The 15,679-nt window shown below is 71.4% G+C and carries 15 protein-coding genes; 13 read left to right on the forward strand and 2 right to left on the reverse strand.

Going from position 1 to position 15,679, the window contains the following annotated elements; all coding sequences use genetic code 11:
* Window positions 1–41 precede the first annotated feature (41 nt).
* Window positions 42–1,742 (reverse strand): sulfatase-like hydrolase/transferase, encoded by a 1,701-nt coding sequence (locus tag KZ829_RS13040; RefSeq protein WP_308285459.1) that lies wholly within the window; start codon window positions 1,740–1,742, stop codon window positions 42–44.
* Window positions 1,743–1,907: 165 nt separating this feature from the next.
* Here KZ829_RS13040 and KZ829_RS13045 point away from each other — a divergent pair, with 165 nt between their 5' ends.
* From KZ829_RS13045 to KZ829_RS13105, 13 genes are all read left to right on the forward strand, one after another.
* Window positions 1,908–3,539, forward strand: coding sequence for an ABC transporter substrate-binding protein (locus KZ829_RS13045; protein WP_220144134.1), 1,632 nt, complete (start codon window positions 1,908–1,910; stop codon window positions 3,537–3,539).
* A complete protein-coding gene (locus KZ829_RS13050; RefSeq protein ID WP_308285460.1) occupies window positions 3,536–4,450 on the forward strand; it encodes an ABC transporter permease in 915 nt (304 codons plus the stop codon). Before KZ829_RS13045 ends, KZ829_RS13050 begins: the two co-directional genes overlap by 4 nt.
* 3 nt (window positions 4,451–4,453) lie before the next feature.
* Window positions 4,454–5,302 (forward strand): ABC transporter permease, encoded by an 849-nt coding sequence (locus KZ829_RS13055; protein ID WP_220144135.1) that lies wholly within the window; start codon window positions 4,454–4,456, stop codon window positions 5,300–5,302.
* Entirely contained in the window at window positions 5,299–6,831 is a 1,533-nt protein-coding gene (gene nikE, locus KZ829_RS13060) for a nickel ABC transporter ATP-binding protein NikE (RefSeq protein ID WP_220144136.1), read from the forward strand. Before KZ829_RS13055 ends, nikE begins: the two co-directional genes overlap by 4 nt.
* Window positions 6,828–7,784, forward strand: coding sequence for an LLM class flavin-dependent oxidoreductase (locus tag KZ829_RS13065; protein ID WP_220144137.1), 957 nt, complete (start codon window positions 6,828–6,830; stop codon window positions 7,782–7,784). Before nikE ends, KZ829_RS13065 begins: the two co-directional genes overlap by 4 nt.
* Window positions 7,777–9,045: an LLM class flavin-dependent oxidoreductase gene (locus KZ829_RS13070; protein ID WP_220144138.1), complete on the forward strand. Its 1,269-nt coding sequence runs from the start codon at window positions 7,777–7,779 to the stop codon at window positions 9,043–9,045. The genes KZ829_RS13065 and KZ829_RS13070 overlap by 8 nt, the downstream gene beginning before the upstream one ends.
* On the forward strand, window positions 9,042–10,055 hold the full coding sequence (locus tag KZ829_RS13075; protein ID WP_220144139.1) for an LLM class flavin-dependent oxidoreductase: 1,014 nt from the start codon (window positions 9,042–9,044) through the stop codon (window positions 10,053–10,055). Before KZ829_RS13070 ends, KZ829_RS13075 begins: the two co-directional genes overlap by 4 nt.
* Before the next feature lie 2 nt (window positions 10,056–10,057).
* The gene (locus KZ829_RS13080; RefSeq protein WP_220144140.1) at window positions 10,058–11,176 is read left to right on the forward strand and encodes an LLM class flavin-dependent oxidoreductase; all 1,119 of its coding nucleotides are present in this window, start codon (window positions 10,058–10,060) and stop codon (window positions 11,174–11,176) included.
* A gap of 69 nt (window positions 11,177–11,245) precedes the next feature.
* Complete coding sequence (locus tag KZ829_RS13085; RefSeq protein WP_220144141.1) at window positions 11,246–12,244, forward strand: SMP-30/gluconolactonase/LRE family protein; 999 nt, start codon at window positions 11,246–11,248, stop codon at window positions 12,242–12,244.
* A gap of 49 nt (window positions 12,245–12,293) precedes the next feature.
* A complete protein-coding gene (locus tag KZ829_RS13090; RefSeq protein ID WP_308285461.1) occupies window positions 12,294–12,791 on the forward strand; it encodes a GtrA family protein in 498 nt (165 codons plus the stop codon).
* 67 nt (window positions 12,792–12,858) lie between these two features.
* On the forward strand, window positions 12,859–13,476 hold the full coding sequence (locus KZ829_RS13095; protein WP_220144143.1) for a VanZ family protein: 618 nt from the start codon (window positions 12,859–12,861) through the stop codon (window positions 13,474–13,476).
* Window positions 13,464–14,126, forward strand: coding sequence for a response regulator transcription factor (locus tag KZ829_RS13100; protein WP_220144144.1), 663 nt, complete (start codon window positions 13,464–13,466; stop codon window positions 14,124–14,126). The genes KZ829_RS13095 and KZ829_RS13100 overlap by 13 nt, the downstream gene beginning before the upstream one ends.
* Window positions 14,119–15,198: a sensor histidine kinase gene (locus tag KZ829_RS13105; protein ID WP_220144145.1), complete on the forward strand. Its 1,080-nt coding sequence runs from the start codon at window positions 14,119–14,121 to the stop codon at window positions 15,196–15,198. The genes KZ829_RS13100 and KZ829_RS13105 overlap by 8 nt, the downstream gene beginning before the upstream one ends.
* Before the next feature lies 1 nt (window position 15,199).
* On the opposite strand, the gene KZ829_RS13110 is transcribed toward KZ829_RS13105, so the two are convergent.
* Entirely contained in the window at window positions 15,200–15,679 is a 480-nt protein-coding gene (locus KZ829_RS13110; protein ID WP_220144146.1) for a permease-like cell division protein FtsX, read from the reverse strand.

Raw genomic sequence — 15,679 nt, forward strand, 5'->3', positions numbered from 1 at the left:
GGCGCCTGGAGTGACCGGGACCGGCGCCGCACACCACGTTTCTACTGGGCGCCGTCGGGGCCGTAGGCGGTTAGGAATTTGTCGCGGAAGTCGCTCATCGGCCAGACGGGGGCGGTGGTGGCGGGTTTGAGGCTTTCGGTCCAGCCCCACGAGTCGATCCTGTCGAGGACGGCCGGGTCCTTGGCGACGATGGTGATCGGCACGTCGTGGCTGGCGTTCTCGCCGGAGACGACGCTGGACGGCTGGTGGTCGCCGACGAAGACGAGGACCAGGTTGTCGTCGCCGTAGCGCTGGATCCAGTCGATCAGGGTGCTCAGGGTGTAGACGACCGACTTGCCGTACTCCTTGCGGACCTTCTTGCCGCTGGACCAGATGTCGGCCTTGCTGGTGGCGGCGGCCGCCTGTGCGGTGTAGACGGAGCCGTCGCCGACCTGTTCCCACGGGATGGAGCTCGGGATCGGCGCCCACGGGGTGTGCGTGGACAGCAGTGGCATCTCGACCATCATCGGCTGCCGGCCCGGCTTCTTGTACTCGAGCTCGTTGAAGCGGGTGAGCGTGTACTGGTCGGGCATGCTGGCCCAGCCGAACTTGGGGCCCTGGTAGCCGAGGTTGCGGGAGTCCCAGACCCGGTTGTAGCCGTAGAAGACGCTCTCCGGCCAGGGGCGGCTGTTGCCCGGCATCATCGCCACGGTGTCCCAGTTGGCCGTCTTGAAGGCCTTGGTGAGGGTGAGCCGCTGGCTGGCGTTGAGGTTGCGGTAGCGGGACTGGTTGTTGATCCACAGCCCGCTCAGCAGGGTGGAGTGGGCCAGCCAGCTGCTGCCGCCGAAGGTGGGTGAGGTGAGCCAGCCGCTGCGCGCGGCGAACCCGGCGGCCTTGAGCCTGTTGTCGCCGTCGGTGAGGACGGCGCCGGTGCTCTCGGCGAACTCGGGCGCCTCGACGGCGTTGCGGCCGTAGCTCTCGATGAAGGTGAGCACGAAGTCCTTGCCGCGCAGCCCGGTGAGCAACTGGTCGGCGGGGACGTCGCGGTACGGGTCGACGTTGACCTCGGCGGCGAACTCGGCCTCGTTCTTGATGCCTTCGCGGGCCTGCCAGATCCGGTCCCAGGCGTAGGTGGCGGAGGTGCGGGCGGCGAGCGGGACCTCGGCGGTGAGCTGGACGCCGAGGGCGAAGGTGAGCATCCAGGCGGCGGCGATGCCGCTGGCGGCCACTGCCGAGCGGCGGCGGTGCCGGGTGAGGAACGCCGAGACGCGCAGCATGGCCCAGGTGACGAAGGCCGGGGCGGAGAGGCCGAGCAGGATCGCGCCGATGATGGCGGCCCAGGCGGCGAGCCCGCCGTACGTCTCGTTGACGAAGTTGTAGGCGTCGCCGAACAGGGACCAGTCGAGGACCGGGTCGAAGGGCCGGGCCAGGGTGCGGAAGAAGCCCATGTCGAGGCTCTTCTCGACGACCAGCCAGCCGAGGAGGACGCCGAGGATCGAGGCGACCGTGATGCGCGGCCGGCGGGGGAGCACGATCAGCAGCAGGATGATGAACGCGGCCTCGATCGGGATGCGGGCGAAGCTGCCGACGCTGACCCGGCGAAGGACGTTCGGGTAGAGCAGTGCCACGAAGACGGTGACGCAGGCCACGACGGTCAGTGATCGCGATGCCCACGGCTTGTTCAGCAGCCGCCGGACCCGGCCGGGCTCCTTGGGGGTGGGCTCCTCGGCTTCCGGCTCGGTCGTGTCCGGTTCTGTCTCCACCTGGGGTTCTTCGGGCGTGGGCGGATCGGCGAGGTCTGTCGGCTGCACGACATGGTGAACGCGTCCCGGGCCGGGATGGTTCAGCCGCGTGACCAATCAATCGGCCGGGGCCTCTTGCCAATCTCCTATAGAAGCTATAGGAAATGTAGAGAGGAGGATCCGCCCATGCGCCGTACCCGTCCCGCCGCCGTTCTCGCCGTCGTCACCCTCGCCCTCACCGCCGCCTGTTCGCCCGGCTCCTCCGCGGCGCCCGGCGCCGGGCAGCCGGTCAGCGGCGGATCGCTGACCTGGGCCGTCGAGACCGAGCCGATCACCTTCAACCCGCACCAGTACGCCCAGGCCAAGGCCCGCCTGCTGGTCTGGAACACGTTCGAGGCGCTGCTCACCCACGACGACAAGGGCGGCTACCTGCCATGGCTCGCCACCGGCTACGAGACGTCGCCGGACGGCAGGACCTACACCTTCAAGCTGCGTACGGACGTGAGCTTCACCGACGGCACGAAGTTCGACGCCACGGCGGTCAAGGCCAACGTCGACCAGTTCGCGGTCGAGGGCTACAACCCGCAAGTGCAGGCCGTGCAGCTGCGCAACCTGGACCGGGTCGAGGTGGTGGACCCGGCGACCGTCGCCTTCCACCTCAAGCAGCCGGACGTGCTGATCCTCGACTTCCTCTCCTCGCCGCAGGGCGCCCAGGTGTCGCCGAAGTCGCTGAGCCAGGCGAAGAACCTGAAGGCCGGCGGACCGGAACTGGCCGGGACCGGACCGTTCATCCTGGACCGGTACACCGCCGGGCAGGAGGTGCATTTCACTAAGAACCCGGCCTATCAGTGGGCGCCGGCCAATGCGGGGCACACCGGGCCCGCCTACCTCGACGGGATCACCTACCGGTTCCTGAAGGAGTCGTCGGTGCGCGTCGGGGCGCTGACCTCCGGGCAGGTGCAGGTCATCGAGGGGGTGCCGGCCACCGACGAGGCCCTGATCACCGGCAACGACCAGCTCACCTTCGCCCGGGGGCTCAACTCCGGGTCGGCGTACTCGTACTACTTCAACATCGCGCACGCGCCGTTCGACGACATCCGGGTGCGGCAGGCCTTCCGCGAGGCGGTCGACGTCGACGCGGTGCTCCAGGGCGTCTACCGGGGCAGCGCCACCCGCGCCTGGAGCGTGATCGGGCCGACCAGCCCGTTCTACGACAGGAGCCTGGAGAAGACCTACAGCGGCGACGCGGCCGAGGCCAACCGGCTGCTCGACGAGGCCGGCTGGACCACCCGCGACGCCGACGGGTTCCGCACCAAGTACGGAAAGCGCCTGACCGTACGCCTGGTGCAGTCCGCGCCGTTCGTCCGCGACCGCCGCGACGTGCTCGCCCAGGCCGTCCAGGCCGCCGTCAAGCAGAGCGCCGGCATCGACCTGAACGTGGCGCTGGTCGACCAGGGCACCGCCACCCAGGCGCTGGCCGACGGCGCGTACGAGGTGTTCGACAACTCCCGCGCCGACACCGACGCCGGGGCGGCCCTCAACCTGCTGCTGCACTCCGCCGGGGCGATCAACCGGACCGGGGTGAAGGACCCGGAACTCGACAGGTTGCTCGAAGAGGGGCAGGCCGGCGGCGACCAGGCCGCGCGCAACGGCACCTACCAGCGGGTGCAGCGACTGACCGTCACCGACCAGGCGCTGATCCTGCCGCTCTACGCCCCGGCCGACCAGGTCGCCGCCGCGGCCACGGTCGGCGGGCTGGGCTTCGAACCGACCGCCGGGGTGCCGGGCAGCGCCTACAACCTCTGGCTCGCCAGGTGATCAGGGCGATCGCGCGGCGGGCCGGCAGCGGCCTGATCGTGCTCTGGGCGGCGGCCACGGCGGCCTACCTCGCGCTGCTGGCCGCCCCCGGCGACACCGTCGACAGCATCATCGGCGACGGCGCCGACAGCCCGCAGATCCGGGCCCAGATCATCGCCGAATGGAACCTGGACCGGCCCGCGGTCGTGCAGTACCTCGACTATCTGTGGCGGGCCGCCCAGGGCGACCTGGGCCGCTCCTACCTGCTCCAGCGCCCGGTCCGCGACGTGATCGGCGACCAGTTGGCGCCCACCCTGAAGCTGGCCGTTGCCGCGGCTGTCTTCGGGGTGGTGCTGGCCCTGGTCCTGGCGGTCGTCACCCGGGGCCGGTGGGCCCGCCGGGCCAGCTCCACCGCCGAGCTGGTGCTCGTCTCCACCCCGCCGTTCCTGATCGGGATCGTGCTGCTCAGCGTCTTCTCGTTCCGGTTCGGGATGTTCCCGGTCTCCGGTGACCGCGGCTGGGCGGCGCTCGTGCTGCCCGCCGTCACCCTCGGCCTGCCGATCGCCGGGGTCCTCGCCCAGGTGCTGCGCGACGGCCTGGACCGGGCCCTGGACGAGCCGTTCGCGGTCACCGCCCGGGCGCGGGGCCTGACGGAACGCTCGGTCCTCATCCGGCACGGCCTGCGGCACTCGCTGCTGCCCGCGGTCACCCTGCTCGGCTGGCTCTCCGGGGTGCTGATCGGCGGCTCGGTGATCATCGAGCAGGTGTTCGGCCGCCCCGGCCTCGGCCAGGTCACCCTCCAGGCGGTGAGCAGCAGCGACATGCCGGTGGTGCTGGCCGTCGTGGTGCTGGCCGCCGCCTTCTTCGTCGTCATCAACACGGCCGCCGACCTCGCGTACCTGCTCATCGACCCGCGGCTGCGAAGGAGCTGACCGATGACCGTCGCCCTGCCCCGCCCCGTCGCCGGCCGGCTCACCCTGCGCCGGCCACGCCCCGGCCTCGCCGCCGCCACCGCCGTGCTCGCCCTCGCCCTGACCGCGGTGGCCTGGCCCTCGCTGTTCGCCGGCGACCCGCTCGCCGCCGACCCGCTGCACGTGCTCGAAGCGCCGTCGGCCGCCCACTGGTTCGGCACCGACCAGCTGGGCCGCGACGTCTTCGACCGGGTCGTGCACGGCGCCCGGCACTCGCTCAGCATCGGCGTGGCCGCCACCGTCATCGCGGTCGGCGCCGGCATCCTGCTCGGCCTGCTCGCCGGGCTCACCCACAGGGCCGCCGACGAGGTCCTCAGCCGCGGCTTCGACGCCCTCGCCGCGTTCCCGCTGGTCCTGCTCGCGCTGCTGTTCATCGCGATCGCCGGGACCGGCACCGTCAGCCTCATCGTGGCGATCGGCATCGCCACCCTCCCGCACTACGCCCGGGTGGTGCGGGCCCAGACGCTCGTGGTGCGGCAGGCGCCGTACGTCACCCACGCCGTCGCGTTCGGAGCGTCCCGCACCCGCCTGGTGCTGCGGCACGTCCTGCCGAACGTGCTCGGCCCGATCCCGGTCCTGGCGATGATCGGGCTCGGCGAGGCGGTCCTCATCGCGGCCGGCCTCAGCTTCCTCGGCCTCGGACCGCAGCCGCCGTCGCCGGAGTGGGGCGCGATGCTCTCCGAGGGCCGCGGCTACCTGCACATCGCCTGGTGGGGGTCGGTGCTTCCGGGCTGCGCCGTCACCGCCACCGTTATCTCTCTCACCGTGATCGGTCGGCATCTGCAGAACCGGTTCGAAGGGCGGCACCAGTGATCGAAGTCAAGAACCTGCGGGTCACCTTCCGCCTGGGAAAACGGCAGGTGGAGGCGGTCCGCGGGGTCAGCTTCGACGTCGAGGAGGGCGAGTGTCTCGCGCTGGTCGGGGAGAGCGGGTCCGGTAAGAGCGTCACCGCCCGCAGCCTGGTCGGACTGGCCGGTCCGGCGGCCCGCGTCGAGGCCGACACGTTCGTCGTCGACGGCCGTGACGTCCGCGGGTTCGCGGCCCGCGAGTGGCGGCGGCTGCGCGGCCGGTTCGCCGGGCTGATCCTCCAGGACGCGCTGGTCTCCCTGGACCCGCTGCGCACCGTCGGCGCCGAGATCACCGAGGTGCTGCGCACCCACGGCATCGGCGACCGCAGGGACCGGCCGGAGCGGGTCCAGCGACTGCTCACCGACGTGCACGTGCCGGAACCGGAACGGCGGGCCCGGCAGTACCCGCACCAGCTCTCCGGCGGGCTGCGGCAGCGGGCCCTGATCGCCTCCGCCATCGCCGGCGGCCCGAGACTGCTGATCGCCGACGAGCCCACCACCGCCCTGGACGCGACCGTGCAGGCGCAGATCCTGAAACTGCTGGCCGAACGGCGCGCGTCGGGGGAGACCCTGCTGCTGATCAGCCACGACCTGGCGGTGGTGTCCCGGCTCGCCGACCGGGTGCTGGTCATGAAGGACGGCCGGATCGTCGAGTCGGGTCCCACGCGCACCCTGCTGGGCGGCGCGGGGCACGCGTACACCAAAGAATTGATCTCGGCCGCGAGCGGACGGCGGAGGGTGACCACGACGGCGCCCGGAGAGGTGGTCGCCGAGGCCACCGCGCTGCGCAAGGTGTACGGCGACCGCGCCGTGGTCCGCGACGTCGGCCTCACCATCCGCGCCGGCGAGATCGTCGGCCTGGTCGGCGAATCCGGCTCCGGCAAGACCACCGTGGCGCAGCTGCTGTTCGGGCTGACCGAGCCGACCTCCGGGCGGGTGCGGTTCGAGGGACGCGACCTCAGCGGGGTGCCGGAGCGGGCCCGCCGCCCGATCCGCCGCCGCCTCCAGCTGATCGCCCAGGACCCGCTGTCCGCTTTCGATCCCCGGTGGACGGTGCGCCGCATCGTCGGCGAGGCACTGCCGCGCGGCGCGGACCCGCAGCCGGTGCTGGAACGCGTCGGGCTCAGCGCCGACGTGCTGGACCGCTACCCGCGGCAGCTGTCCGGCGGGCAGCGGCAGCGGGTCGCGGTGGCCCGGGCCATCGCCCCACGACCGAGTTTGATCATCTGCGACGAGCCGGTCTCCGCGCTCGACGTTTCGGTGCAGGCGCAGGTCCTCGACCTGATCGCGCAGATCCGTGAGGACGACGGGACCGCGTGGCTGTTCATCTCCCACGACCTCGGCGTGATCCGTGACCTGGCCGACCGGGTCCTGGTCATGCACGACGGCCGGGTGGTCGAGCAGGGGCCGGTCCGGGCGGTCTTCGAACACGCCGGCCACGAGTACACCCGGGCACTGCTCAACGCCGTGCCCACACTGGAGGGAGCCGCATGACCCTACATCTGGCGATCGCGCTGGACGGCGACTCGTTCGCCGCCGGCGACTGGACGACCCCCGTCAGACAGGCGGACGAGGCACGCCTGGACTTCGTCACCTTCCAGGACAGCTTCGGCGGCCGGCGGCCGGACGCCGTCCAGGTCGCGGCCCTGGTCGCCCCGCTGACCCGGCACGTCGGCCTGGTTCCGGTCGCCACCACCACCCACACCGAGCCGTTCCACCTGTCCACCGCACTGGCCACCCTCGACCACGTCAGCCGGGGCCGGGCCGGATGGCAGGTGCGGGTGTCCGCCGACCCGGCCGAGGCGGACCTGCTCGGGCTGCGGGCGCCACTGGAGTTCGACGACCTGTTCGCCGAGGCCGCCGACGTGATCGAGGTGGTGCGGCGGCTCTGGGACAGCTGGGAGGACGACGCGATCATCAAGGACGTGGCCACCGGCCGGTTCATCGACCGGGAGAAGCTGCACTACATCGACTTCGCCGGGGCGTACTTCTCGGTCAAGGGGCCGTCGATCGTGCCGCGGCCGCCGCAGGGGCAGCCGGTCGTGGCGGCGCTCGCCCACGACGAGCGGGTGTGGTCGCGCCTCGACGTGGACGTGTACTTCGTGACACCGGCCGACGCCGACCAGGCCGCGAAGATCGTGCGGCAACTGCCCGGTAAGAAGGTCTTCGCGGACCTGGTCGTGGGCGGCCGTGCGCCCACCGACGCGGCCGTCTTCACCGGAACGACCGCCCAACTCGCCGACCTCATCGCGGCCTGGAGCGGCTCCGGCATCGCCGGCTTCCGGTTGCGGCCCGGCGAGGACTACGGCGTGCCCGCCATCACCGGAGAGCTTGTGCCGGAACTGCGGCGGCGCGGCCTCTTCACGCCGTCACCGCGACAGCGACTGCGCGAGCGGCTGGGCCTGCCCCAGGCCGTCAACCGTTACCAGGAGGTGGCCCGTGCCTAAGCAGATCATCCTCGCCGCGCACTTCCCGGGCGTGAACAACACGACCGTCTGGAGCGATCCACGCGCCGGCAGCCAGATCGATTTCGACTCGTTCGAATATCTCGCCCGCACCGCCGAACGTGGGAAGTTCGACTTCTTCTTCCTCGCCGAAGGGCTGCGGCTGCGCGAGCAGCGCGGCCTCATCCACGACCTGGACGTGGTCGGCCGCCCGGACACCATCACGGTGCTGGCCGCCCTGGCCGCCGTCACCACCCACCTCGGCCTGGCCGGGACGCTCAACGCCACCTACCACGAGCCGTACGAGCTGGCCCGCCAGCTCGCCACCCTCGACCACCTCTCCGGCGGCCGGGCCGCATGGAACGTGGTCACCTCGCCGGGCGCGTTCTTCGGGGAGAACTTCCGGCGCGGCGGCTTCCTCGACCACGCGGACCGGTACGTCCGCGCGGGCGAGTTCATCGAGACCGCCCGCAGGCTGTGGGACTCCGACGGCGGCGAGTTCACCGTCAGGAACAGCCAGTTCGACATCAGGGGCCGGTTCGGGGCGCCGCGCAGCCCGCAGGGCCACCCGGTCGTCCTCCAGGCCGGCGATTCCGACGGCGGCCGTGAGCTGGCCGCCCGCCACGCCGACGCGATCTTCTCCCGGCATCACCAGATCGACGACGCCCGGCGGTTCTACCGCGACGTCAAGGACCGCCTCGCCGGGTACGGCCGGGCCGAGGACAGCCTGAAGATCATCCCCGGGGTGTCCTATGTGCTCGGCGACAGCGATGCCGACGCGCAGGAGAAGGCGCACCACATCCGGCGGCAGCAGGTCAGCCCGCAGACCGCGATCCTGCTGCTGGAGCAGTTGTGGAACACCGACCTGTCCGGCTACGACCCGGAGGGCCCGCTCCCGGAGACCGACCCGGTGCTGGACGAGAGCGACACGATCATCAAGGGCCGCGCCGGCATGTACCCGGACCGGCTGAGGACGGCGAACGAGTGGCGGGCCCGCGCCGAGGCCAAGAACCTGTCGATCCGCGACCTGATCATCGAGGTCACCGGCCGGCAGAACTTCATCGGTACGGCGTCGCGGGTCGCCGAGCAGCTCGACGAGTACGTGCAGACCGGCGCCTGCGACGGCTTCATCCTGGTCTCCCACCTCACCCCGGCCGGGCTGGACGACTTCGTGGACCAGGTGGTCCCGCTGCTCCAGGAACGGGGCGTGTTCCGGACCGAGTATTCCGCGACCACCCTGCGGGGCAACCTGGGGCTGGCATGAGATTCCTGCTGCTCAGTCTGATCACGTACATCGACCGGTCCAAGACCGTCGAACAGCGGCTGCGCGAGGTGGTCGACACCGCGGTCCTCGGCGAGGAGCTCGGCTTCGACGGGTTCGCGGTGGGGGAGCGCCACGAGCGGCCCTTCCTGTCCTCGTCACCGCCGGTCGTGCTCAGCCACATCGCCGCGCGGACCAGCCGGATCCGGCTGTGGACCGGGGTCACCACGCTGAGCCTGCTCGACCCGGTCCGCGCCTTCGAGGACTACGCCACCCTCGACAACCTGTCCGGCGGCCGCCTCGAGTTGATCATCGGCAAGGGCAACGGCGCCGCCCAGGCCCAGCTCTTCCACGTGACCGTCGACGACCAGTGGGACCGGCTGCGGGAGAGCTACGACCTGTTCCGCCGGCTCTGGCGGGAGGAGAAGGTCACCTGGGAGGGCAGGTACCGCCCGTCGCTCACCGATGCCGAGACCTGGCCGCGGCCGCTCCAGCAGCCGATCACCGTCTGGCACGGCAGCGCCACCAGCAAGGCCTCGGTGGAGCTGGCCGCACAGTACGGCGACCCGCTCTTCTCCGCCAACGTCACCAACCCGATCGAACCGTACGCCGAACTGATCGACCACTACCGGGAACGGTGGGCGTTCCACGGCCACGACCCGGCGAGGATCCGGATCGGGGCGGGCAGCGCCGGCTTCTACGCGGCCCGCACCTCACAGGAGGCCCTCGACGCCTACCGGCCGGTCTACCAGCAGCGACTGGACGCCTTCCGCAAGGTCGGCGTGGAACCGGTCTTCCCCACCCTGGAGGACGCCGTCGAGCGCAGCTCCATCCTGGTCGGCAGCCCCCAGCAGATCATCGACAAGGTGCACCGCTACCACGAACGGTTCGGGCACGAGGTCACCCACCTCAGCGCCGACACCGAAGGGCTCACCGAGAAACAGAACCGGGCCAGCCTGGAACTCTTCGCCTCCGACATCGCCCCCGTGTTACGCCAGCTGAAAGGGCGGTAGCCATGCCCGTACCCCTCTCGATCCTCGACCTCGCGCCGCTGGTCTCCGGCGGTGACGTGACCGACGCGCTGCGCCGCACGCTCGATCTGGCCCGAAGGGCCGAGCAGTTCGGCTACCACCGCTACTGGGTGGCCGAACACCACTTCACCCCCGGCGTGGCCAGCTCCCAGCCGGCGCTGCTGCTCGGCCAGATCGCCGCGGTCACCGACCGCATCCGGCTCGGCTCCGGCGCCGTGCAGACCGGCTTCCAGACCGCGCTGTCCATCGTGGAGCAGTTCGGGCTGCTCGACGCGCTGCACCCGGGCCGCTTCGACCTGGGCCTGGGCCGATCCGGGCAGGCCAAGAAGGAGGCGCTGCGCCTGCGCGCCGAGGAGAAACCGCAGGAGGAGGAGCGGGTCGTCGACGGGCTTCTCATCCCGAAGCCGTTCTCCTGGGCGCCGATCTTCGCCTCCAAGCGGACCGCCTTCGCCAGCGGCTTCCTCTACCAGCCCGGCGCCGAACCGCTCGGGCTCACCGAGATCCTCGACCAGATCGACGCGCTGCTGGCCGGGCCGGTCACCGACGACGAGGGCAACGAGGTGGTCGCCGTCCCGGGCGCCGGCGCCGACCTGGAGGTGTGGCTGCTCGGCAGCAGCGGCGGCGAGTCGGCCCGTACGGCCGGGGCCCGCGGCCTGCCGTTCGCCGCCAACTACCACGTCGCCCCGGCCAAGGTCCTGGAGGCGGCCGAGGCCTACCGGGAGTCGTTCGTGCCGACCGCGGCGCGGCCCCGGCCACACCTGATGGTCTCCGCCGACGTGCTCGTGGCCGAGGACGACGAGACCGCCCGCCGCCTGGCGGAACCGTTCGCCCTCTGGGTCCGCAGCATTCGTACGGGCCTCGGCGCCGTCCCGTTCCCGAGCATCGAGGAAGCCTCCCGCTTCGCTTGGACCGACCAGGACCGGGCGCTGGTCGCCGACCGGGTGACCACCCAGTTCGTCGGCTCACCGCAGACGGTCGCCGAACGGCTGGAGACGCTGCGGCGGGTGACCGGCGCCGACGAACTGTTGATCACCACGATCGCCCACGACCACGCCGACCGGGTCCGCTCCTACGAGCTGCTCGCCAAGGAGTGGTCCGCCTGAGATCACTGTGAGGGCTGGCCGGTACGGGCGGGACCTGCGAGGATGCGGGTCCGATCATCAGGAGGACCGATGGCTCGCCGCAACATCAGCCCGCTCCGCTGGACGCCGCCCGCGCTCGACGACCCGGGACCCACCGGGGAGCTGCGCGTCGCCCGGCGGCTGGCCACCGGCGGGCGCGGCCCCGAGGACGTGGTGTTCGACGCCGGCGGGCGGGTGATCTGCGGGACCGGTGACGGGCGGATCGTGCGGCTCGACCCGGTCACCGGGGAGAGCACGGTGCTGGCCGACACCGGTGGGCGGCCGCTCGGGCTGCACGCCCGCGCCGACGGCACGGTCCTGGTCTGCGACCACGACCTGGGGCTGCTCGAGGTGGGCGTGGACGGGTCGGTGACGGTGCTGGTGGACACGGTGGACGGTGCGCCGCTCACCTTCGCCAGCAACGTGGTGGAGAGCGCCGGCGGGACGATCTATTTCACCTCGTCGACGAGCCGGTGGAACCTCGACGACCATCTCGGTGACCTGTTCGAGCACTCCTGCACCGGGCGGCTGCTGCGGCGCGACCCGGACGGGACCGTCACCACCCTCATCGGCGGGCTGAAATTCGCCAACGGGCTGGTGCTCGCGCCCGACGAGTCGCATCTGCTGGTCGCCGAGACGACCGGCTACCGGGTGCGGCGGCACTGGCTCGACGGCCCGCGCGCCGGGGAGTCGGAGATCCTGGTGGAGAACCTGCCCGGGTTCCCGGACAACATGTTCCTCGGCAGCGACGGGCTGCTCTGGATCGGGATCGCGGCGCCCCGCAACGCGCTGCTGGACCGGTTGCTGCCACTGCCGGGCCTCCTGCGGCTGCTGGTGTGGAACCTGCCGGAGGCGGTGCGGCCCAAGGCCGTACCGATCGCCTGGGTCATGGCCTTTGATCTCGATGGCCGTCGCGTGCACGATCTGCGGATCGCCGACGGATCCTACGGGTTCGTGACGTCGGTGGCCGAACGCGACGGGACGATCGCGCTCGGTAGTCTCACCGAGTCGGACGTGGCAGTACTGCATCCGGTGGCGTCCGTGCACTAGGGTCGCCGAAATGTGGTTGACCACCCTGGTGCGCAGACACCATGAAGCGGTGAAGTTCCTGTTGGTCGGGGGCATCTGCTTCGTCACGACGACCGTCATCAATTACGCGCTGAAGCTGACCGTGCTGCACGACAAGCCGGTCACCGCGCTGGCGGTCGCGACGATCATCGCCACCGTCCTGTCCTATGTGCTCAACCGCGAATGGTCCTTCCGCACCCGGGGCGGCCGGGAACGCCACCACGAGGCCGCGCTGTTCTTCTCGGTCAGCGCCATCGGCATCGCCCTCAACTCGCTGCCGCTCGCCGTCTCCCGGTACGTGCTGATGCTGCACGTGCCGGAGGTCAGCCGTCCGGTCCAGGAGGTCGCCGACTTCGTCTCCGGCATCGTGATCGGCACGCTGATCGCGATGTGCTTCCGGTTGTGGGCGTTCAAACGGTTCGTCTTCCCGCAGTCCGACGTACGGCCGCGGGTCCGTGTGCCGCGCGCCCGCAAGGGCCCGCGCAGCAGCGTGGTGCGTCACGATTCCGAGGTCCGCGAGGCCGGCTGACGTATATCGCGGGCGTATCAAGAACCGCATACGCCACCGCAACGGCGCTACGGCTTGAATGGCCCGCATGAACCGAAGGATCGTGCTCCTCGTCCTGGCGCTGCTGGGCGTCCTCTACGTCATCCGCCGGCCGCTGGCGATGTCCGCTCCGCGCTGCCTGACCGGACACTGGCACGGTTGCTACGACACCGAGAACGGTGTTGTGCTGATGACGCTGGTGGGACTGCCGCTGGCCCTGGCCGTGACGTGGGCTCTGGCGCGCTCCCGGGGCTGGCGCCGGTCGCTGGCCGAGGTGGGCATGATCTACGGGACGGTGCCGATGGTGTGGCTGACCCTGATTCCGGGGGCCGCCGCCGGTGTCGTCGAGGGGCGGGTCAGCCTCGTCCCGCTGCGCGATCTGGTCACGATGGGACCGCTCGGGATCGGCGGCAACCTGCTGATCTTCGCGGCGCTGGGGTTCTTCGCCCCGATGCGGTTCGCGGCGCTGGCGAGCGTGCCGCGGATCCTGGCGCTCGGCGCCGGCTGCTCGATCGTGGTCGAGATCGCCCAGTACGCGCTGCGGCTCGACCGGGTGTCGTCGGTCGACGACGTGCTGGTCAACGCGGCCGGCGCGGTGCTGGCGGGACTGGCGTCCCGCCGCTGGTGGGCGGCCGCCGAGTCTAGGGTTCAGGTATGCGTGTCTTGATCGTGGAGGACGAGCCGTACCTGGCCGAGGCCGTCCGGGACGGTCTGCGGCTGGAGGCGATCGCCGCCGACATCGCCGGGGACGGTGACACCGCCCTGGAGCTGCTCAGCGTCAACTCGTACGACCTGGCGGTGCTCGACCGGGACATCCCCGGCCCGTCCGGTGACGAGGTGGCCCGGCGGATCGTCGCCTCCGGCAGCGGCCTCCCGATCCTCATGCTGACCGCCGCCGACCGCATCGACGACAAGGCCTCCGGGTTCGAGCTGGGCGCCGACGACTACCTGACCAAGCCGTTCGAGCTGCGGGAGCTGGTGCTTCGGCTGCGGGCGCTGGACCGCCGCCGCGGGCACGCCCGGCCCCCGGTCCGCCAGATCGCCGGGCTGCGGCTCGACCCGTTCCGCCGGGAGGTCTTCCGCGACGGCCGCTACGTGGCGCTCACCCGTAAGCAGTTCGCCGTCCTGGAGGTGCTGGTCGCCGCCGAGGGCGGCATCGTCAGCGCCGAGGACCTGCTGGAACGGGCCTGGGACGAGAACACCAACCCGCTCACCAACGCGGTCCGGATCACCGTGTCGGCGCTGCGTAAACGGCTCGGCGAACCGTGGCTCATCGCCACCGTGCCGGGCGTCGGCTACTGGATCGGGGATGCGTAGGCGCCCCGGGCTCAGCGCCCGCATGAAGCTCACCCTCAGCTACGCCGCGTTCCTGATGCTGGCGGGCACCCTGCTGCTCGCCGCGGTGTGGCTGTTCCTGCTGCGCTACGTGCCCGACCGGGCGCTCATCGTCAGCGCCGAGACCACGCCCACCGGCGTCTTCCCGGTCCGCACCAACCTGCTGCGGGTGTTCGCGCCCCGGGCCGCCGGGGTGATGGGGTTCCTGCTGCTGTTCGGGCTGGCCGGCGGCTGGATCCTGGCCGGCCGGATGCTCGCGCCGCTCAGCCGGATCACCGACGCGGCCCGGCTGGCCGGGACCGGATCGCTGTCCCACCGGATCCGGATGACCGGCCGCCACGACGAGTTCCGGGAAACCTCCGACGCGTTCGACACGATGCTCGACCAGTTGGAGTCGCACGTCGCCGAGCAGCGCCGATTCGCCGCGAACGCGTCACACGAGCTGCGGACCCCGCTCGCCGTCTCACGGACCCTGCTCGACGTCGCCCGCCGGGACCCGAACCGGGCCGGCGACGAGCTGATCGAGCGCCTGCACACGGTCAACAAGCGGGCGATCGACCTCACCGAGGCGCTGCTGCTGCTCAGCCACGGTGACCGCTTCGCGCGCGAGGACGTCGACCTGTCGCTGCTCGCCGAGGAGGCCGCCGAGACGCTGCTGCCGCTCGCCGAACAGCGCGGCATCACCGTGGAGGTCACCGGTGGGCCGTCCCGGATCAGCGGCTCCCCGGAGCTGCTGGCGAGAATGGTGACGAACCTCGTGCAGAACGCCATCGTGCACAACCTGCCGGCCGGCGGCACCGTCTCGATCCACACCGGGCCCGGCCTGCTGCGCGTCGAGAACACCGGCCGCCCGCTCCCGCCGGACCTGGTGCCGACCCTCACCGAACCGTTCCAGCGGGCCTCGGAACGGGCCCGCACCGACGAGCACGCCGGTGTCGGGCTCGGGCTGGCCATTGTGCAGAGCATCGTCCGCGCCCACGACGGCGCCCTCGACCTCACACCCGGCCCGGCCGGCGGCCTCCGGGTCACCGTCCGCCTCCCCGGAGCGCCCTGAATCAGGCCGGCCGGCCCGGGTTCAGGGCGGCGCGCTGCTTGCGGCACTCCTCGACGGTGGTGCACTGGAAGAAGACCTGCCGGACGCCCGGCATCGCCTCCAACTCGTCGCCGGTCGGGCCGTCGCGGATCTCGCGGCTGGTGGCGGCGTCCTTCGTCCTCATCCGGAACGACTCCGGCAGGGAGTCCTCGCTGACCTGGTCGGCGAACTCCGGGTCGTCGGCCCAGAGCTTCTTGAACTTCTGGTACGCCGCGGCCTTGTCCTCGAAGGTGATCTCGATGACGCCGGGCTGTTTCTCGAGCCGGGCGCGCACATCCGCCTTCTGCTGCTCGGTCGCGTCCTCGTCGAGGAAGACGCTGAACGACGCCGTCTCGTCGAGCGTCCGCTCCAGCTTCTCCTCGGCGCTCTCCTCGAATAGTCCGCACCCGGCGATCGAGGTGACGGCGATCACCATCGCGAAGAGGATCTTCAATATCCGCAC

Source organism: Actinoplanes hulinensis (genome assembly GCF_019429605.1).
Classification (GTDB): Bacteria; Actinomycetota; Actinomycetes; order Mycobacteriales; family Micromonosporaceae; genus Actinoplanes; species Actinoplanes campanulatus.